This window comes from Bradyrhizobium sp. AZCC 2262 (genome assembly GCF_036924535.1).
In the GTDB taxonomy this organism is placed as follows: Bacteria; Pseudomonadota; Alphaproteobacteria; order Rhizobiales; family Xanthobacteraceae; genus Bradyrhizobium.
Genome location: NZ_JAZHRT010000001.1, coordinates 9,097,871 through 9,117,396, shown reverse-complemented (window position 1 = coordinate 9,117,396; position 19,526 = coordinate 9,097,871). Strand labels below are relative to the sequence as shown.

The following is a 19,526-nucleotide window of genomic DNA, read 5'->3' as shown; positions in this document are numbered from 1 at the left end:
TGCACGCGGCAGCGTAAAATTCCGGCACGGGAGGACAGCGCCGCGAACTCCCGCAAGAAACACAGACAAAGGCTGCGATATCCTTGTTCCGAGCGCGTCTAACTCGCCGTTTTTCGGCGCGGCGCGCGTCATGGATTCGTCCGTCTATGACCTTGCTTCGGCGCTCAATAGTCGCCGTGTCGGCCGAATGACGCCACGAAGCTCAATGATCCTTCATCTTGCGCCCATCCTGCTCCCCGGCGGATGCGTGCGCGCACTCGTCAAGAATTCCACTGCGTAACAGGGGACGAACAATGGCTCGCATCACTCACCGCCACGTCGATCTTGACCCACCGATCGACGAGGTCCCGAGCCCGCCGGTCGCCCCCGCTCCTCCATCCACGACGCCGCTGGAGGAAACGCCTCCGCCCACCGAGACGCCCTCGTCCTCACCGTCCATAGTGCCGAGTTCCTCCGGCCTCGGCGCTATCCTCAACAATGCCACCCCGGCGCCGGTCGGCAGCCTGGGGCAAAACCCGGTCGAGGAAAGCGGCCAAGGGCTTGGCAGCATCAACCACACTACGAACGATCTCACCATGGTGCGCAACGGCCTGCTGGCGCAGGTCAATGCCGGGCAGTTTTCCGGGGCGGCGCTGGGCCATGTGCAGGCGATCCTGTCTGACATCAACACCGCGATTTCGGTGGCCAACGCCTCGGCGAACGATGGCGGCGCGTTGGGCGGCGTGGCTGCCGCAGATCAGGCGCTCCGCGCCAGCCCTCTCGACATCATCAATGCCGTCAAGACCGATCCTGCGCTGAGCAGCCTCGCGGCAAACGGGCCTGCGACCGTGCCCGGCACCCTGCCAGAGGCGACCACGGCGGCCGACGCGCCGCACGCCAATCTCGCGGAGATCGGGGTGATCTTCAACGACGCTGCCGATAAGATTCTTGGCGGCGTCAATGACGGCAACCGGCAGGAGATCACCGATGACATCAATGCCGTGATCACGGACATGGAGGCGCTGATGAGCGCCAACCCGCAACTGTTCAGTGGGTTGACCGGCGTCCATGCCGACGCGGTCGTGCGCCAGCTCCAGCTCGAACTCGCCTATATCAACGACCCCAGCATCAGCCCCGATGCGCGACAGGCCAGCACCGACAACATCCTCGACATCATCGACATCATTCAAAGCGACGCCAAGCTGGCTGATATGGCGACGCACGACGGCATCAGCGGCTTCTCACCGGTCCCGGATGCCACAAATCCGACGCCGATACACCTCGACAACGAAGCACAGACGGTCTTCCTGGCCAATTTCATCGCCTATTCAAATTCGTTTGGACAGCAGGCCGTCGACCTCGTCGGCAGCGGCGACACCAAGGCCATCGCGACGCTGATCGACAACCTCAAGGCATTCGAGAAATATATCACCGAATTCGACGCAGCCCAGGGCGGCAACGAACTGTCCGGCGCGACCGGTACGCTCGGCGCCGAGATTGCCGCGATGATCAAGGGATTGCAGACCGGCGACGCGACCCTGGTCACAGCGGCTGCGGACCAGATGCACGGCAACGCGGCCGACGCCGGCGACCACAATGTCCCCGCCACCGGAGGCGCCTACAACACGGACGGCGTGACGGTCGCCGGGGTGCTGGGGACGCCGGTCGCGGAGACGCCGCCGGCCGCCACCGTCGCAGCGGCCGACCCGGCGGCGCCACACGCCGTGGCGCCCACCGCCAGCGTCGAGCCGGTAACGCTCGCAACAGCCGATGCCACCATCGCGGTCGAGGACCATGCCCATTCGGGCATGCCCGATTTGGCGCATCATCTGCATCACACGTGGGGATAGCGGCGCGCGGCGCGGCCTCCAGCCGTCCCAGACGTTCCGGGGATGCTGGAGGCCGATACATCGAGTCAACGACGCGTTCGCCGATCCGGCTCACGCGACGGGCGCAGAGAAGAGGCATTCGCCGGCCTGCGCCGCAAGGAACGATCCTTAGACGATGGCCCCAATGACGGCGTTGGGAACCATCATTGGTACGGCAGCGACATCGGCGGTCGGTGGAATCGGCGCGGTTGCTGTTCGATAAGTGAAGTAGCGGGGCGTATGCGTGCGGCAGCGTAAGACGGACTATGGGACCATTATTCTACACTGGACATTCGTCGCGGCATTCGCCGTTGCGCTCGTCACTGGTTTGCGCATCGCGACAGAAACCCCCGATCGGACCTGGATCAACTGGTTCGATGCCGTGCTGCCGCGCGACAGCGTGTGGATCGCCCATATGCAGGCCGCCATCGTCCTGGTCGCCGTGGCGATCGGCTACGTCGTCTACATGCTCCGCTCCGGCCTCGGGCGCCGTGTTCAGGTCGACAGGGTTCGGCTGCGCGGGCTGTTCGGCCGCGGGCAGGCCAGGTTGAGCGCCGTGATCGCCCTGATGTACTGGATTTTCTTCGTCACGATGTCGGGGCTGCTGATCAGCGGCGGCCTGCTCTATTTCGGTTTCTACTCCGGCTACGACGTGGCGATGCTGCACTGGGTGGGGACCTGGGTGATCCTCGCCTTTGTCGTCCTGCATGTCCTGACCCAGTTCAAGAGCGGCGGCGCCGCGCAACTGCTGCGCATCTTTCGTCCCGCCGCGCTGCCGGCGCCGCCGCCGCGGCTCGATGCCGCCGAACTGCTGGGCCTGCTGGCCGAGCAGTCCGCGCGCTTGCCGGAATCCGAAAATGTCAACGCGCCGCCCGAGGTTTCATCCCATCCGCTGCAGCCGCGCCCGGAGGCGCGCCGCGACCGACGCGAGCCGGATCCGGCGGCGCAACCCAAGGCCGGCCCCACGCGATCGCGAAACCCGACCCTGCAGGCCAATGCGTTCGTCGTGGCGGCCGCCGCGGCGATCACCGGCGCTTCGCTGATCGTGGCAACGGACCATCTGGCGGTGGATAGCCTGCAGATTCGCCGCATCAATCCCGCCGACGCGCCGATCCTCGACGGCGACACGTCCGACCGGGGCTGGCGCGACGTCAAGCCGTTCTCGCTCCTGACCGGCGAAGGCGGAAATTTCGACGGCAAGGGCGAAACCAGAATCGAAATCCGCGCGGTGCATGACGGCACCTACGCGTATTTCCTGTTCACCTGGCAGGATTCGACGCGCTCGCTGAAGCACCTGCCGCTCGTCAAGGAAGCCGATGGATGGCACCTGCTTCATTCCGGCTTTCAGCTCGGTGACGAGCATCAGTACAACGAAGACAAGTTTTCGGTGCTGCTGACCGCGTCGGATGTCACGCTGGCCGGCGGCCGGACCTTTCATCCGGGACCGCAGCCGGTCGCCGGCGCGCCGGCCACCATGAGCGGCCGCGGACTGCATTACACGGCAACCGGCTACGCCGATGTCTGGCAGTGGAAGGCAACGAGCAGCGCGACCGGATGGATGGACGACGCCCATTTCGGACCGCCGCTCGATCCGACCCCGATGCAGGCGGCAAACGTCGTTCCCTACAAAGGCGGCTTCGCGCCGGATCCTGGAACGGCAAACTACCGGGACAATTTCACCGTCGAGGCCGACACGTCAGGAGGTCCGCGCCGCAGCCGCCTGGTCGCCCCGCTGCGCCTGCCCAAAGTCGTCGCCGCCACGACGGATGCACTGGGGGATATCGACCTCGATCCCAATCATGGCGAGAGCGACGGCGCGCGCTGGTTCATGACCGAGCAGGATTCAGTCGCCTATTCGACCGATGCCGACGCCCGCATCCCGATCGGGACCGTGATCCCGGGCGTCATCCTGGGTGGCGAATTTTCAGGCGATCGCGCCGACGTTCGATGCGCAGCCCGCTGGGCCTCCGGCCTTTGGGCGCTCGAGGTGAAACGTCGGCTCGACACAACAAGCCAGTTCGACGTGCCGATCAAGACTGGCGTCTTCATGCGGGTCGCCGCTTTCGACCACAGCCAGATCAGACATACGCGGCACGTTCGGCCGATTCGTATCGAGGTGGAATGAATGTCAAAGATTTGCAAAGTCACGATCAACGACGAGCCGTTTCTGGCGAATCGCGGCGAGTTGCTGCTCGACTGGGCGTTGATGAACGGCATCGATCTTCCGCACGATTGCCGCTCCGGAATCTGCGGCGCCTGCCGCGTGCGCCTCGTCGATGGCCAGGTATTCGGCGGCCACAGCCGCGGCGACGACATGATCCATGCCTGCCAGGCCCGAATCGTCTCCGATCTGGCGATCGCGATCGAGGCGGCTCCCGAGCCGGTGGCGCTGTCGGCGGAAGTGACGCAGACCGTTCAGCTTGCGCCCGACGTGGTGGGCGTCGACATCGAACTGCCGAAGCCGCTTAACTACCTCCCCGGCCAGTATTGCAAGCTGCAGTTTCGGGGATTCCCAGCGCGGCCCTACAGCCCGACCTTTCCGCTGGAAGGCGCTCCGCACGATCACTTGCTGCACTTTCACATCCGAATGGTCACGGACGGACTGGTATCCTCGGCGCTCGGCCACGAAATCCGACCCGGGCACCGCGTCAAGCTGACCGGACCATATGGCCGCGCCTTTTTCAGGCAAGGCCATGCCGGCCGCATTGTGCTCGTCGCCAGCGGCACCGGTTTCGCCCCGATGTGGTCGGTCGCGGTCGCCGCGATCATGGAGCAGCCGCAGCGCGAAATGGTCTTCATCGTGCAGGCCCGCAGCATCCGCTCGCTCTACATGCATGCCGCGCTGTGCCGGCTGGCGCTGTTTCCCAACGTCACCCTGATCCCGATGGTGTCGGAGCCGCAGCAGATCTCGCACGCCATTCAGAGCGGCCGGCCGACCGATCATCTGCCCAAGCTGTCGCCGGACGACGTGGTCTATACCGCAGGCGCACCGGCGATGACCGACGCCGTGGCGCGGATTGCAAAGGCGGCGGGCGCAATGTGCTACACCGACCCGTTCGTGCAGGAGCCGCGGACTGCCGAACAATCAGGGTTGATGTCGCGCCTCACCGGCTGGCTCAACGAGCCCAAAAGCGGCCCTATCGCGCCGCAGCCGGACCCGGCGCGAAAGGTAGCGCCGATGCATCGCGGCGTATCCGCGGTTGGCGCCGGCAACCGCTAGCGCGCGCTTTCAGCCGGAGATCGCCGCGACATACCGCCGGATGGACATCTCGAACGCCGCCTTTGCGTTGTCGGCGATGTTGCGGCCCCACCACGCGCCGTAGATGCGATCGAAGGCCAGCGGCTCGACCGCGGCCCAGATCCGGCGCACCATCGCGGCGTTGAGCGGAATGTAGTTCGGAAAACTGTACATGAAGCTGAGCGAACGGCGGTCCATCGCCACCATCGCGACATCGCCGGTGAGCAGCGCGCCCCGGCCTTGCGCGCCCGCGCGCCAGTGCAGGATCGTGCCGCCGGCGAAATGTCCGCCGGTTCGCACCAGCAGAATGTCGTCGGAGAGCCTGTGGCTGTCGCCGGTCCACGGCACGATAGCGGAGTGCTGCCGCGTGACGAAGGCGCGATCGTCACGGTGCAGATACACCGGCACGCCGCCGAACGCCTCGCTCCAATCAGCGACCGCGCCATAGTAATGCGGATGCGAAACGGCGATCGCCTTCAGGCCGCCGCGTGAGCGGACGTAGTCGATGGCTTCGCGAGTGGCGAGCGGGATGCAATCCCACATCACGCATCCATCGGCCTCAGGCACCAACAGCGCGCGCTGCCCGATCGCAAAATTCGGCTCGACGCCGATGCCGGGAATACCGAGATCGTCGCGCCAGACGAGCTTGTGATTTTTCGCCAGTTCCTCCCGCGTCAACCAGGTCTGCCCCTTCCAGTTCACGTACTGCCGCTCGTCCTCGCAGACCGCGCAGGCCGGCGGCGGCTCAGCGCTTTCGGGAAATTGGGCTCCACATTGTTCGCAGGTCCATAGCGGCATAGCGTTGCTCCTGTTCAAGGCGGGGTAGCACAAAACGAAAAGAACCAAGCGATTCTGGCACGTTACGGGACGTTTTGGTATTGCGGCCTGGATGGACGGCAGATAGGCTTCGTTTGACGCTAGCCGGTGGCCTCGCCGCGGCCATTCCGGTTGTCCTAATCTGGAGCACTACGACTGAATTGTTCGGGACACCATCTTCATGAGGCGGAAGATCGCCGCAATTCTGGTAGCCCACATCGCCGACTACGGCAGGTTGGTCGCCGATGACGAAGAAGAGACGCTGCGGCGAATGGCGTCCTGTCGATCCACCATTGACGACTTCATTGCGATAGCCGGCGGCCGGATTTTCAATACCGCGGGTGATGCACTTCTTGCGGAATTCCCCAGCGCGGTCGAGGCAGTACGCTGCGCCATCGATATCCAGGAAAGCCTGCGCACGCGGAACCTGGCTTATCCGGCCAGCCGGCAGATGAGCTATCGCATCGGCATCGGTATCGGCGACGTGGTTGAGCGCGAAGGCGATCTGCTCGGCGATGGCGTCAATATTGCCGCACGTCTCGAAGGCCTGGCCGAAGTTGGCGGCATCTGCATTTCACGCGCGGTGCATGAGCAGGTGACCGGCAAGCTGTCCGCGCGATTTATCGACATCGGCGCGCGGAAGGTGAAGAATATCCCGGCGCCGGTTCATGCCTATGTTGTGGCGACGTGGGATGATGGCCGTTCTAATGGGGCGCAGGCGACTGCTACCCCGGTACGCGCAAAATCGACCAATGGTCGGGTTTCGGTCGCACTCATCGGCGTCATCGCGCTATGCGCTGTGACGGCTGCTTTCTTTCTTGCAAGCCAGAGGCCCGACGGCAAGACTTCATCGAGCCCAACCGCGGCCGCAGCATTCCCGCCGGTGCCGACGCCCCCACCTTCGACGTCGTCATCGCCGCCGACATCGTCATCGCCTCCCACGTCGGCATCGCCTCCGGCATCATCAACGCCCGTCCCAGCCGTCCGTCGCACCAACTCGGCTAGAAACGAATCGGAGGTTACAAAGCGTTCCTTTCAAGCCTGCAGCCAGCTTGCGACTCAACGCGGTTGGGTTGGCGGCTATGAAACACGCGGAAAGACAGAATTTATTACCGCATGCACGAAAGGCGAAGTTGATTGAGATCGACGCCTGCCTTCGCGTTCCGCCAATGGCTGGGCCCGACCGAGCGGGCCATTGATTTAATGACCTAATACCCGATCGCCGCCCCGTCGCTGCGCGGGTCGGAGCCGCCGCTCAACATGCCGTTCCGCCCGTCGATCGTGATGCCGTGGGCGTGACCGGCCATTTCGTTCCAGGCGTCCCAGCGGTTGATCGCGTGGCCGCGTTGCGCGAGCGCGTCGATGGTAGCTTCGGGGAAGCGGCTCTCGATATGGAGCGTGTCGCGCGCCTCGCCGAGCGCAAAACGGCCGGACAGGAACCGCGGCATCTCGATCGCTTCCTGGATGTCGAGACCGAAATCGATCATCGCCGAATAGAGCTGCATCTGGATTTGCGGCTGGCCATCTGCTCCCATGCAGCCGAGCACGCTCCAGAGCTTGCCGTCGCGCTTGGCCATCGAGGCAATCAGCGTATGCAGCGGAATCTTGCCCGGCTCGAGGCGATTGGGATGATTGCGATCCAGCGAGAAATACGCACCGCGGTTTTGCAGAATGACGCCGGTGCTTCCCGCAACCACGCAGGAGCCGAATGCGCCATACAGGCTTTGAATCAGCGACGCGGCGTTACCGTCGCGATCGACGGCGGCGACATAGACCGTATCGCCGGACAGGCTGCCGAAAGACGGCACCATGTCCCATTTCAATGCCGACCTTGGGTCGATCAGCCGGCCGCGCTCGGCCGCATATTGCTTCGATATCAGCCGCCTGACCGGCACATCGGCAAACGAGGGATCGGCGAGCACCTGATCGCGGTCGTGGTAGGCGATCTGCTTGGCCTGCACCAGCAGATGGACATGGTCGGCTCCGAGGAAATGCTTTCGGTGCAGATCGTGCGGCTCGACGAGGTTGAGCATTTCGAGCACGGTAAAGCCCTGCGTCGGCGGCGGCGTGTTGAAGACCGTGACGTCGCGGTAGCGACCGACAAGCGGCTCGCCCCAGACGGCCTTTTGCCGGCTGAAGTCAGCCGACCGGAACAGGCCGCCATTGTCCTTGGAGAAGCGCGCCATCCCGGCGGCAACCGGCCCCTGGTAAAAACCCTGCCACCCGTCGTCGGCGATCGATTGAAGCGTGCGCGCCAGGTTTGCGTTGGTGAGCTTTTCGCCGGGCGACGCGGCTGCGGCCTGCGGAAAAAACAACGCGGCGGCTTCGCGATTCCGCAGGAGATCATCGCGCACCATCTCGATGAAGCTTGCCAGGCGGCCGGTGACCGGAAAGCCGTCGCGTGCGTATCCAATGGCGCTTTCCAGCACACGCTGGAGCGGCAGCCGCCCATGGACGCTGTGCGCCTCGATCCAGCTCGCCACCGCGCCCGGCACTGTCAGTGTCGCCGGCACGATGCCCCGAAGCGGAATCTCTTTCAGCCCGCGCGCTTCGAGCGCGGACAGCGTGGCGCCCTCCGCGGCCTTGCCGCCGCCATTGAGGTAGCGGATCTCGCCGCTCGCGCCGTCGTGAATGAGCCAGAACGCATCGCCGCCGAGACCGGTCATGTGCGGATAGACAACCGCGAGCACCGCGCTGGTCGCAATCGCCGCGTCGATGGCGGAGCCGCCGGCGCGAAGGACATCAAGGCCGGCGGCGGAGGCGAGCGAATGTGGCGACGTCACCATGCCATTCGAGGCAAGCGTGACGGGCCGGCCGGTACGAATATCCAATTCAAGCCCCCGAACTATTCAGCCGCGGATTCGCCTGATCATGTAATTGTCGTAGGTCGCCTCGCAGACCTGATGCCACTGGTACTGTTCGTTCCGGAACGCGATCATCGAATCGTAGAGCGCCTTGAACCTCGCGTTCTTTGCGGAGACCTCGGCAAACAGCTCGTTCGTCGCCTTGAACGACGCATCCAGTATGTCGGTTGAGAACGGTCTCAGTTGCGCGCCGGCTGCGACGAGACGCTTGATGGCCGCCGCATTCCGCGCATCGTATTTGGCCGTCAGGTCGGCGGCGACCTGCGCCGCCGCTGTTGTCACCATGTTCTGATACAGTTTTGGAAGCTCAGCCCATTTCGCGCTGTTGATATAGACAAAGCCGTTGGCGCATCCCTCCCACCAGCCGGGATAGTAGTAATAGGGCGCCACTTTCAGGAAGCCGAGCTTCTCGTCATCATAGGGACCGATCCACTCGGCGGCGTCGATCGTACCCTTTTCAAGCGCGGGATAGATATCGCCCGGCGGAATCTGCTGCGGCACCACGCCGAGCCGGCTCAGCACCTGCCCCGCCACGCCGCCGACGCGGAATTTGAGGCCTCTGAGATCATCGAGGGTCTTGATCTCCTTGCGGAACCATCCGCCCATCTGCGCCGTCGTGTTGCCGAACGGAAACGCCACGATGCCGAACGTGCCGTTGAGCTCATTGAGCATGTCGAGGCCGCCGCCATAGGCGAGCCAGGCGTTCATCTGGCGGGTGTTGAGGCCGAACGGAACGGCGGTGCCGAACGCGAACGCCAGGTCCTTGCCGATGTAATAGTAGGAGGCGCTGTTGCCCATTTCCACGGTGTTGTTCGCCACCGCATCGAAGACCTGAAACGCCGGCACGATCTCGCCCGGACCGTACACACTGATCTGGAATTTCTGGTCCGACAGATCGGCCATCGTCTTCGCAAACATTTCGCAGGCGCCGTAGAGCGTATCGAGCGTCTTCGGAAAGGATGTGGTGAGACGCCAACGCAAGACGGGCGTGGATTGGGCGATGGCGGGCGCGCTAATGACGGTCGAGGCGGCGGCGACGCCGGCGACTTTGAGGAGCTTCCTGCGGTTCATGGTCAGTCTCCTTGTTCGATGAAATGAAAAGTTGATGGCGGGCCTTCACCCGCAGCACGAATCCTTGTCCCTGTTGTCGCGGCTGGCGCTGTTTCGGTCGGGCGGCAGGTCCATCGCCGGATTCTCGGCAAAGAAGCCGTTCGGCTTCAGCGTGAAGCCGACATATTCGACCGGCATCACCGGAAAATCCTCGGGACGGCAGGCATGCGTCGCCCCAAAGCTGTGCCAGACGACGATATCCTGGTTTTCGATTCCGCGGTTCTGGGAAACATATTTCGGCAGGCCGTCGCCGCCGGCATGCTGGTTCGGAAATTCGCCGCTGGCGTAGCGTTCGTCGGGGGCGTAGCGCGTCACCCAGATGTGCTTGGTCGCAAAGCCGCCGCGCGAGGTCATGTAGCAGCCCTCCTGCGCAAGCATCACGGGCGAAGAGTGCGCCAGGAGTTTGTAGGCCGTCGGACCGCCGACGCTGTTTTTCGTGTTGGGATTGGTGATCTTCCAGTATCGCCCGGTCCGCCCATCGGCCTCGCGGACCGCATCGCGTTCGCGTGAAAGCACCCGTGACGTCGTATCGAACACGTTGCCGTACGGATTGTCCGTTCCCCATGGCCGTGGCCGAAACTCGTGCTCGGTGACGCTATTGCCCTCGCCGTCCAGCATCATGTGCAGGCGGGCATTGAAGAAATGCTGGTGGGTCGGACCTCCGAGATTTTCATCGACCATGCCGCCCCACGGATAGGGCTTGCCCGGCGCGATCGCCGCGGTCTGGATGATGCCGGTAAGCTTGACTTCGAGCTGAATGGTGCCGTCCTGGTAGAAGTACCAGAAGAAGCCGTAGTCGTAGTTTCCGACGGTGGTGAAGAAGGAGATGACGAGGCGGCGTGACCGCCGCACCTCGAAGGTCTCGTTGCGGAATTCGTAATGCTTCCAGAGGATCCCGTAATCCTCCTCGTGCAGGCAGATCGCATTTTTCATGACGGCCGGCTTGCCGTAGTCGTCGGCGACCGGCACGTCGAAGTAGTGAATGTGGCCGAGGCAGTCGCAACCGAGTTCGAGCGCGTTGGCGAGCTTGCCGAGCCCGTACTCCCCTGCATCGAACGCGCATTTCCAGAAATGGTTGGCGGTCGGATCGGCATACGGCACGATCATGTCGGTGACGCTGGCCCGGTAAATGATCGGTCGTTCGCGTCCGGCATCGCGGAAGGCGATCTGGTGCAGCACGAGACCCTCGCGCGCCGTCCAGCCGACGCGGAACGACCAGTTTTGCCAATCAACCTTCCAGCCCTCGACCGAAAAGCTCGGGCCGTCCTTCTGCACGACATCCAGCGGCTTCACGTCGTTGCGCGTTTGCGGGATCGAGGCGCGGTCGTAGTTGCGCGATTTCTTCGGGATCGGAATGATGTCGGACTCGTCGACCAGGTGGACGATCCTGTTCTCGATCAGGTCGACGAGCGCGACCACGCCTTCGATCGGATGCGCGTAGCCATTGTCCTTGAGATCCTTGCGCCAGTAGGACACGGCGCTGACCAGCCTGCGGCCCTTCTCCACCTCGCGGTCGAAATAGCCGGCCGAAAACGGGTCGACCTGAACCAGCTCGATATCCTCATCCTTCAGGCCGCGGCGCTTCATCGCATGCCGCCAGTCCGCGTCGGCCTTGACGATGTCGCCGACCTTGAACACCTCCTCGATCGTGATCGGCGGCTGGCCGTAAGGATGGGCCTTGGTCGAATACTCGCGCCACGCCGTCACGCGCTTCGAATCGAGATCTACCGTCGCGACATGCGTCGCGCCGGTCTTGCTGTCGAACAGGGTAACGGCGGCCTGCCTCGGGTGCCCGGCAGCCAGCTTCCATCCGAGGACATCGGACTTGGCCGGCTCTTCGAGTTGCACATGCGTAAATCGCGCGTGCGGGCCGAGCCTCTTTTCCTTCCGCAATATTTCGGACGCCAGCGCGACTTCCGCCTCGCTGAGCGGGTCGAGCGGATGGCCGGCATCCATGCCGGCAGACGGCTTTGTGCGTACCATATCGGACCGAATTCCCCGCAATTTGGCCGCAGGCTACGTCGGCCAGCGGCGCCGCGTCTTGAATGAGCCTGCCACCTCCGGTCGGTTCGGCCTTGCCAGAGCCACCGGTCCCGGGCGACGCTGGGGGACCACAAACCGGATCTTATTCGCACGATGCCGATCAGCGTCTCCACCGACCCGATCCGCCCCGCCGAGCGAACCGCCTATTGGACCGAGGCGATCTGCCGGTCATTCGCCAGTGTCGAGACCAAGCCGCTCGGCTCTGCGGTCGTCAGCGGGCATTTCGAATTCGTCGAAATCGGCGGCGCAAAACTGGTCCGCTTCGACAGCAGTCCGCAATGCTACACCCGCGATGCCCGGCTCGTGAACATGGCCGGTTCGGACGAATTCATGTTCGATTTCCAGCGGCGCGGCCGAAGCTCGATCGTGCAAGGTGGAAACGAAAGCACGATCGAACCGGGATACGGCGTGCTCTACGATGCGCGGCGTCCGTTCGAGGATCGGCTGTTCGGTCCCGAGCCGCGCGTGGAATTGCTGATCGCCACCGTCCCCGCCGCGTCGCTGCTGCGATCCGTCCCCGAAGCGGAGCGACTATGCGCGAAACCTATCCCCTTGTCCGGGACGGTTGCGCGCGCGATTGCCGCGCTGGTACGCGACGCGATCTGCGTGCCGGACGCGCCGGCAAGACAAAGTGAGCCTGACATCGTCGCTTATCTGTCGGCGATACTGCGCCTTGCCGCCGGCGCAAGCCATGAGCTCAGCCGCACTGGCCTGTTCAGGCTGATCGACACATATCTGAAGGCAAACATCGCCACGATCCGGCCGGCGCCGGCACTTGCCGCCGAGTTCGGCATTTCGGAACGGACCTTTCATCGTATCTTCGCCGACCGCACGACCACGTTCGAACGCCATATCCTCCGTCTGCGTGTCGAACTGTTCAAAGACCTGTTGCGGCAGCCTTCGCTGGCCGGCGTTCCGATCGCGAGACTTGCGCATCAATGCGGCTTCGCCGATGCCGCCCATGCCACGCGCACGTTCAAGGACAGATTTGGCGCGACGCCACGGGACTTTCGCGCCAGCGCGCCGGCACAGCGAACTGATCAAGCGTCGCAATAGCTGCGATACCAACTCGCGAACCTGTGGATGCCGTTCTCGATCGGGGTTGCCGGGCGGAAATCCACGTCGCGCACGAGGTCATCGATATCGGCATAGGTCGTCGGCACGTCGCCCGGCTGCATCGGCAGCAACTCCTTTTTGGCCTTGCGCCCGAGTTCCTGCTCGAGGAGATCGAGCACGTGAAGCAATTCCTGCGGCTTGTTGTTGCCGACATTGTAGATGCGCCAGGGAGCGATGCTCGATCCTGGGTCCTGCGCTCCGCGCAGCCCGTGCTGCCCACCTTGCGGCGCGCGATCGATCAGGCGGACCAGCGCTTCCGTCACGTCGTCGACATAGGTGAAGTCGCGAAGCATCCGCCCGCCGTTGAACAGCTTGACAGGATCGCCACGGACGATCGCGTCCGCAAACACGAACAGCGCCATGTCGGGGCGATACCAGGGGCCGTACACCGTGAAGAACCGCAAGCCGGTGCACGGGATGCCATAGAGATGGCTGTACGAATGGGCCATCAACTCGTTGGCCTTCTTGCTCGCCGCATACAGGCTGATCGGATGATCCACATTGTCATGCACCGAGAACGGCAGCTTCCTGTTGGCGCCATAGACGGACGACGAGGATGCGAACAGCAGATGACGGCAGCCATTGTGCCGGCATCCTTCCAGGATATTGGTGAAGCCGACCAGATTGGCGTCGACATAGGCGTGCGGGTCTAGAAGCGAGTATCGCACGCCCGCCTGCGCGGCCAGATGGATGACGACGGGAAACCGATGCCGAGCGAACAGCGCCGGCATCGCGACGCGATCCGCCACATCAAGCCTTTCGAACTGAAAGCGCGGGTCGTTGCGAAGGATATCGAGCCGGGCCGCCTTCAGCCGCGGATCATAATAGGCGTTGAGATTGTCGACCCCGACGACGCGATGGCCGGACTGCAGCAACCGCTGCACCACGTGCAATCCGATGAATCCCGCCGCCCCCGTTACCAGAATTGCCTGATCCGGCATCATGCATGCATCCTTGACCCAGTATCAGTACGCCACCGATTTCGGCTGGCCCACGCCGCAGTACAGAAAGCCGTTCCGCCGCACCTCCTCCGGAGAGTAGATGTTGCGCAGATCGACGATCACTGAACAGGCCATGATGGTGGACAGCTCCTTGAGATCCAACGCCCGAAACTGCTCCCATTCCGTGACGATAACGAGCGCGTGACACCCCTTGGCGCAACGGTAGGCGTTCTCGCAGAAGGTGACGTTCTCGAACACTCTCTTCGCCTGCTCCATGCCGACGGGATCGAATACGCGAACCTCGGCACCCATGTCCTGCAGCGCCGTGATCAGCGGAATGGACGGCGCGTCGCGCATATCGTCGGTGTCGGGCTTGAAGGTCACGCCGAGCACCGCGATGGATTTTCCGCGCAGATTGCCGCCGAACGCGTTGGCGACCTTGCGTGCCATCGCGCGCTTGCGCTGGTCGTTGACGGCGACCACCGTTTCCACGATTCGCACCGGCGATTCATTGTCCTGGCCGGTCTTGATCAGCGCCATCGCATCCTTCGGAAAACAGGAGCCGCCGAAGCCCGGACCTGCGTGCAGGAATTTTTGGCCGATCCGGTTGTCGAGACCGATGCCGCGCGCGACTTCCTGCACATTGGCGCCGACCTTTTCGGCAAGGTCCGCAATCTCGTTGATGAACGCGATCTTGGTGGCGAGAAAGGAATTCGCTGCGTACTTCGTCAGCTCCGCGGTGCGGCGATCGGTATAGAGGATCGGCGAAGCGTTGAGATGAAGCGGCCGGTACACCTCGGCCATCACGCCGCGGGCGCGGGCGTCATCCGTTCCGATGACGATCCGGTCCGGATGCTTGAAGTCGCGGATCGCCGCTCCTTCGCGCAGGAATTCGGGATTCGAAACGACCGTGACCGTCGCGGTCGGATTCTCTTCGCGAATGATGCGCTCGACCTCGTCGCCGGTCCCGACCGGAACCGTCGACTTGGTGACCACCACCGCCCGGTCGGTAAGCACACCCGCGATCTCGCGCGCCGCCGCATAGACATAGGAAAGATCGGCATGGCCGTCGCCGCGGCGCGACGGTGTGCCGACCGCGATGAACACCACCTCCGCTTCGCTTACCGCCGACCTCAAATCGCTCGCGAATGACAGTCGGCCCTGCCCGACATTGCGGGCCACCAGTTCGGCCAGCCCCGGTTCGTGAATCGGCATCTCGCCGTGGTTGAGGCTTTCAACCTTCTCGGCGTTACTGTCGATACAGACGACCTGATGCCCGAAATCGGAAAAGCACGCCCCTGACACCAGCCCGACATAGCCGGCGCCAATCATCGCTATATGCATTACGGTTCCTGCCTGAAAAGCCGCGCGCGGCCGTGGCTGCGCCGACGGGGATGGCCGGTGAACGACGAGCTAGCTGCTCAGTATCGATTCACCGTCGAGATGACGGGGAAAGAAAAAGAAGTTGTTGACATAGCACTGCCCGTCCTTGCGGCCGCCATCCGGTCGCAACGCATCGGCATCCTGGAGCCTGCGGGAATCGAACTGCTCCACCCCGATCACGTCATTGTCCTTCAGGAAAAAGCCCCGATAGGATTTATCCCGGAAGAATTCGAACACCGATCGCGTCGCCTCGGCGCGATGCCGGTCCTCCGCCTCCACCAGAAACACCGGCTGGCACCGCTCCAGAAGTTCGACGGCGCCGTTCAGAACATTCAACTCGTGGCCTTCGACGTCGATCTTCACGAACGCCACGTCCTGATTGATCACAGCATCAAGCCGCGCGATCGGCACCTGGGCCGAGACTGTTTTGGCCGACGGATCGGCACGTGCCTCCAGCGAGGCGAGGCCATAGACCAGGCCGTCATCGCCTTGCGGGATGAACAATTCGGCATCGCCGTCATGATCCGACAGCGCGATCTCGTGAACGCTCACATTCCGCGCCGAGGTTCGGCGCAACAGCCTTGCCATCTGCTGCGAGGGCTCGAAGGCGTGAACCTGCCTGGAAAGGCGCGCCAGCCGCCGCGTGTACAGGCCGCAATTGGCGCCGACATCCACCGTCACCGCGTCACCGGAAATCAGCTTGTCGAGATACGACAGTTCCCGCTCCGCCGATTTCGGTCGCTTCATGAAATGCCATTGCAGCCATATCGACGGAAACGCGTCCTTGACAAGTTCCTTGACCTGTTGCTTTGCGTTCATTCCCGCCTCCCTTGGTGTCGCACGCACAGAATTCGCCCCGGCGTGCGTCGTCTGCGATTGCGGATGCGCGAGCCGACGCCGCCTGACAGGAGAGCAAGCACGATACGTGCCGCGCGGCTCGATCATCGCCATGGCAAGGTCCTTTGATGTCTCGGCGTTGGTCAGAATCCGCTTCCCGACAGGAATTCCTTGCGGATCGTGCGGATGATGATCATGACGTCCATGCGCAGCGACCACCGCTCGATGTAATGGAGATCGTAATCGATCCGCGAGATCGCAGGCCCGAACTCGGCCGTGCTTCCCCGGCAACCGTTGACCTGCGCGAGCCCGGTAATGCCCGGCCGCGCCGTATGGCGCTGAAAATAATATGGCACGAGGTCTTCGTAGAGAAAGTCCGCGGCCAGCATTCCCGGCACGTGCGGCCGCGGTCCGACCAGCGACATATTTCCCTTGATCACGTTGAACAGTTGCGGAATTTCGTCGAGGCTGGTCTTGCGCAGAATTCGCCCCACCGGCGTCACGCGCGCGTCGCCCTGCACCGTCTGCCTTACGCCGCGCACGTCGCCGGCATCGTTACGCATGGTGCGGAACTTGTAGATCTTGAAGCGGCGGTTTCGATAGCCGTAGCGGTACTGAAAGAACAGCACCGGGCCCGGCGACGTCGCCTTGATTGCCACGGCAATCGCAATCAGGAGAGGCGCGAGGAACAGTAACGCGCCGCTTGCCGCGGCGATATCGAAGACGCGCTTTGCAATCGACGACGACGGTTCGGTCCGCGCGACACGGCGCGAACGCCGGCGGCCTCGATACGCGCCACGCGTGCTGCCGCCAGCAAACTCTACAGGGCGGACCGATATCTGGGTTCGCTCTCTCCGAATCGGCGTGACGTTATTCCGATCGAAGTTGGCTGTCACGATCGAGGCCATGACTCTCCTCTCTGCTGGAACCGGACTGTGACCGAGCCCATTCGAATGGCCCGGCACCGCGCGTGACGATTTCGCAGCAGCGAATGTCGGCACTCACTGCGAGCGCGAACGCTCGCAGGTCACAAAGACTTTCCAAAATCTTGAGCGAAATTTGGCGCGAAAGTGAAATAGGTCTCGCGCCACGTCGGAACTGAATTGCACGCGCGATTGTGCGACGCGATATTCTGGTTTGTTCGGAGGCGCTTAGTTTGGATTCGCCTGGTTAACGAGTTGCGCGTGACTCGACGCTGCCATGCATATTCGAAAATCGCGGAACAAAATCCATTGTTCGATTCTCGATATTCAATTGAACACACGCAGCGTCGCTACACGGGCAACAAATGGGCGTCACGCCGTTATTCTGAACGAGATTGTTCATCGAACGCTAAAGTGATCCGTCACAGCCCGACGACGGAGGGATTGAGGCGCACGGGCTGGCGTGATGGTCGCAACGCTTCGGAAGAAACAAGGCTTCGGAAGAAAACAGAGACGGCAGCGATTCGCGAGCCGTCCACCGGAACAACTCCGGGGAGGCGCCCATGATGGCCGAACGTCTGCACCGCCGCGCGCTGGTGCCGCACGACAGATCGCGGCCGGACCGCAGGCTCAGGAACCGAATCATCATCGGAAATGTGATGGCGTGGGTGGCCATCGTTATCCTGATCGATCTGCTCTTTTTCTAGACACTTCACCTCGGCGCATTTGCGTGATGGATTGACCGCCGCCCGGTTCCATGATCGACATCGCCCACCATGCAACAAGTGTCCGCAGCATCTTCGCGCTCCGTTAACGCTTCGGCGCCACCCGATACGCGCATCTATGCGGTCGGTGACATCCACGGCCGAGCCGATCTGTTGAGCGAGATCATTGCGCGCATCGACGACGACATCCGCCGCCGGCCGATCGCGCATACGATCGAGGTTTATCTCGGCGACTACGTTGATCGCGGTCCTCAGTCGAAAACGGTGATCGATTTGCTCACGGTTCGGCTGGTTGCCAATGGCGCGGTGTGCCTGCGTGGCAACCACGAGGCCGTGATGGAAGGGTTCCTTCAGGATCCGGCCATTCTGGAGTACTGGCTGCCATTGGGCGGCATGCAGACGCTTGCGTCTTACGGCATCGAGCTGCACGAGAACGAGACAGCCTTCAGCTTGCATCGCCGCTTTCTAGATGCATTTCCTCGCGCTCACGAATTGTTCATGCAGTGCCTGCGCAATCAGTTCAGTTGTGGCGATTTCTTGTTCGTGCATGCAGGCATTCGGCCGGGCGTTCCGCTCGATGATCAAGATCCCAACGATCTGATTTGGATTCGTGACGAGTTCCTCGACGACACGCGAAGCCATAAACGCTTCATCGTGCACGGTCATACGCCGGTCCCGCATCCGGAAATCCGCCGCAACCGAATCAACATCGACACGGGAGCATGGCGGACGGGAGCTTTAACCTGTGTGGCGATTGAAGGATCGACGAAACTCTTCTTATGACGATTCTTATCTCGTGATGTCGAGATCACGCGTTTCGAATCAGATGGAACTCTTGCCTCACATTCTTTCGCCTTGTTTGCTTCTCAATGATCGACGGCTGTACTTGCATTCACGGAGATGCAGCCATGCAGCAACGGTCGTCCAGCGCCCGCCTGACGCTTCACTTTCTTCTTTTCGCCTTTGCGATCGCCGGCATCACCAGTCTTTCGGTTCGTGCTTCAGCACAGACGCCGCCATCCGCATCATCTGCGGACAGTTACATCCTTGGCCCTAACGACCGAATCAGGCTGAAGGTCTATGGCGAGACCGACATCACCGGCGAGTATGAGATCGACAACACCGGTCAGGTTTCGATTCCACTCGCGGGCCATATAAAGGCTGCGGGCGCCACGACGCGGCAACTCGAAAAGTCGATCGCATCCGCGCTTTCAAAAGGAATCGTGCGCGATCCGCGCGTGAACGTCGAGATCGCGCAGTATCGTCCGTACTACATTCTTGGCGAAGTGAAGAAGAGCGGCGAATACCCATACCGTCATGGGTTGACGGTGATGGACGCGGTCGCAAGCGCCGGCGGATTCACATACCGGGCCAACGAGAACAAGGTCTTTCTGCGCCGCTCGGGCGCCGGCGCGGAAGAGACCTACCCTCTCGATGCGCCGGTTCCAATTTTTCCGGGTGACAACATTCGGATTCCGGAACGCTACTTCTAGCGCCGCGGAACTCCAGATGAGGTGAATGCCGCTTGCACGCGGATGACCGTGTTCGTGTTGCGTTGTCGTCACAATCGACGTTTTGCAATGCGAAATATTTTGCGACGCGAGGAAAACTTTTTCCGGCAAGGCGCGTTGCAGGCGAGCGCATCACTTCAATCCCACAATTCAAAACCCTTGCGCCCGCGTA

The 19,526-nt window shown here is 62.7% G+C and carries 15 protein-coding genes and 1 pseudogene; 8 read left to right on the top strand and 8 right to left on the bottom strand.

The window, feature by feature from the left end:
• Window positions 1-293: 293 nt before the first annotated feature.
• From V1283_RS42800 to V1283_RS42790, 3 genes are all read left to right on the top strand, one after another.
• Entirely contained in the window at window positions 294-1,829 is a 1,536-nt protein-coding gene (locus tag V1283_RS42800) for a hypothetical protein (RefSeq protein ID WP_334392590.1), read from the top strand.
• A 262-nt stretch (window positions 1,830-2,091) separates the two neighbouring features.
• Window positions 2,092-3,972 carry an ethylbenzene dehydrogenase-related protein gene (locus tag V1283_RS42795; protein ID WP_334392589.1) on the top strand — a complete coding sequence of 627 codons (1,881 nt, stop codon included), beginning with the start codon at window positions 2,092-2,094 and terminating at the stop codon, window positions 3,970-3,972.
• Window positions 3,973-5,067, top strand: coding sequence for a 2Fe-2S iron-sulfur cluster-binding protein (locus V1283_RS42790; RefSeq protein ID WP_334392588.1), 1,095 nt, complete (start codon window positions 3,973-3,975; stop codon window positions 5,065-5,067).
• Between the two features lie 9 nt (window positions 5,068-5,076).
• Here V1283_RS42790 and V1283_RS42785 read toward each other — a convergent pair whose 3' ends face one another.
• Window positions 5,077-5,883, bottom strand: coding sequence for an MBL fold metallo-hydrolase (locus V1283_RS42785; RefSeq protein ID WP_334392587.1), 807 nt, complete (start codon window positions 5,881-5,883; stop codon window positions 5,077-5,079).
• 199 nt (window positions 5,884-6,082) lie between these two features.
• Here V1283_RS42785 and V1283_RS42780 point away from each other — a divergent pair.
• Window positions 6,083-6,587 (top strand): annotated as a pseudogene (locus V1283_RS42780) (adenylate/guanylate cyclase domain-containing protein); the annotation flags it as partial.
• 522 nt (window positions 6,588-7,109) lie between these two features.
• Here V1283_RS42780 and ggt read toward each other — a convergent pair.
• The 3 genes from ggt to V1283_RS42765 are packed head-to-tail and all read right to left on the bottom strand — an operon-like array spanning window position 7,110 to window position 11,831.
• The gene (gene ggt / locus V1283_RS42775) at window positions 7,110-8,732 is read right to left on the bottom strand and encodes a gamma-glutamyltransferase (protein WP_334392586.1); all 1,623 of its coding nucleotides are present in this window, start codon (window positions 8,730-8,732) and stop codon (window positions 7,110-7,112) included.
• An 18-nt stretch (window positions 8,733-8,750) separates the two neighbouring features.
• The gene (locus V1283_RS42770) at window positions 8,751-9,836 is read right to left on the bottom strand and encodes a TRAP transporter substrate-binding protein (RefSeq protein ID WP_334392585.1); all 1,086 of its coding nucleotides are present in this window, start codon (window positions 9,834-9,836) and stop codon (window positions 8,751-8,753) included.
• Between the two features lie 45 nt (window positions 9,837-9,881).
• The gene (locus tag V1283_RS42765) at window positions 9,882-11,831 is read right to left on the bottom strand and encodes a primary-amine oxidase (RefSeq protein WP_334393387.1); all 1,950 of its coding nucleotides are present in this window, start codon (window positions 11,829-11,831) and stop codon (window positions 9,882-9,884) included.
• Between the two features lie 180 nt (window positions 11,832-12,011).
• Here V1283_RS42765 and V1283_RS42760 point away from each other — a divergent pair, with 180 nt between their 5' ends.
• Window positions 12,012-12,974 (top strand): helix-turn-helix domain-containing protein, encoded by a 963-nt coding sequence (locus V1283_RS42760; protein ID WP_334392584.1) that lies wholly within the window; start codon window positions 12,012-12,014, stop codon window positions 12,972-12,974.
• On the opposite strand, the gene V1283_RS42755 is transcribed toward V1283_RS42760, so the two are convergent.
• The 4 genes from V1283_RS42755 to V1283_RS42740 all read right to left on the bottom strand — a co-directional run bounded on the left by V1283_RS42755 (window position 12,959) and on the right by V1283_RS42740 (window position 17,103).
• On the bottom strand, window positions 12,959-13,975 hold the full coding sequence (locus V1283_RS42755; RefSeq protein WP_334392583.1) for an NAD-dependent epimerase: 1,017 nt from the start codon (window positions 13,973-13,975) through the stop codon (window positions 12,959-12,961). The two genes, V1283_RS42760 and V1283_RS42755, sit on opposite strands and share 16 nt — an antisense overlap.
• A gap of 24 nt (window positions 13,976-13,999) precedes the next feature.
• Complete coding sequence (locus tag V1283_RS42750; RefSeq protein ID WP_334392582.1) at window positions 14,000-15,319, bottom strand: UDP-glucose dehydrogenase family protein; 1,320 nt, start codon at window positions 15,317-15,319, stop codon at window positions 14,000-14,002.
• Between the two features lie 69 nt (window positions 15,320-15,388).
• The gene (locus V1283_RS42745) at window positions 15,389-16,177 is read right to left on the bottom strand and encodes an FkbM family methyltransferase (protein ID WP_334392581.1); all 789 of its coding nucleotides are present in this window, start codon (window positions 16,175-16,177) and stop codon (window positions 15,389-15,391) included.
• 161 nt (window positions 16,178-16,338) lie between these two features.
• Window positions 16,339-17,103, bottom strand: coding sequence for a sugar transferase (locus V1283_RS42740; protein ID WP_334392580.1), 765 nt, complete (start codon window positions 17,101-17,103; stop codon window positions 16,339-16,341).
• Window positions 17,104-17,684: 581 nt separating this feature from the next.
• Here V1283_RS42740 and V1283_RS42735 point away from each other — a divergent pair.
• From V1283_RS42735 to V1283_RS42725, 3 genes are all read left to right on the top strand, one after another.
• Window positions 17,685-17,825 (top strand): hypothetical protein, encoded by a 141-nt coding sequence (locus tag V1283_RS42735; protein ID WP_334392579.1) that lies wholly within the window; start codon window positions 17,685-17,687, stop codon window positions 17,823-17,825.
• 69 nt (window positions 17,826-17,894) lie between these two features.
• Window positions 17,895-18,626 (top strand): metallophosphoesterase family protein, encoded by a 732-nt coding sequence (locus V1283_RS42730; protein WP_334392578.1) that lies wholly within the window; start codon window positions 17,895-17,897, stop codon window positions 18,624-18,626.
• Window positions 18,627-18,751: 125 nt separating this feature from the next.
• Window positions 18,752-19,336, top strand: a complete 585-nt coding sequence (locus V1283_RS42725) for a polysaccharide biosynthesis/export family protein (protein ID WP_334392577.1) — start codon at window positions 18,752-18,754, stop codon at window positions 19,334-19,336.
• Window positions 19,337-19,526 lie beyond the last annotated feature (190 nt).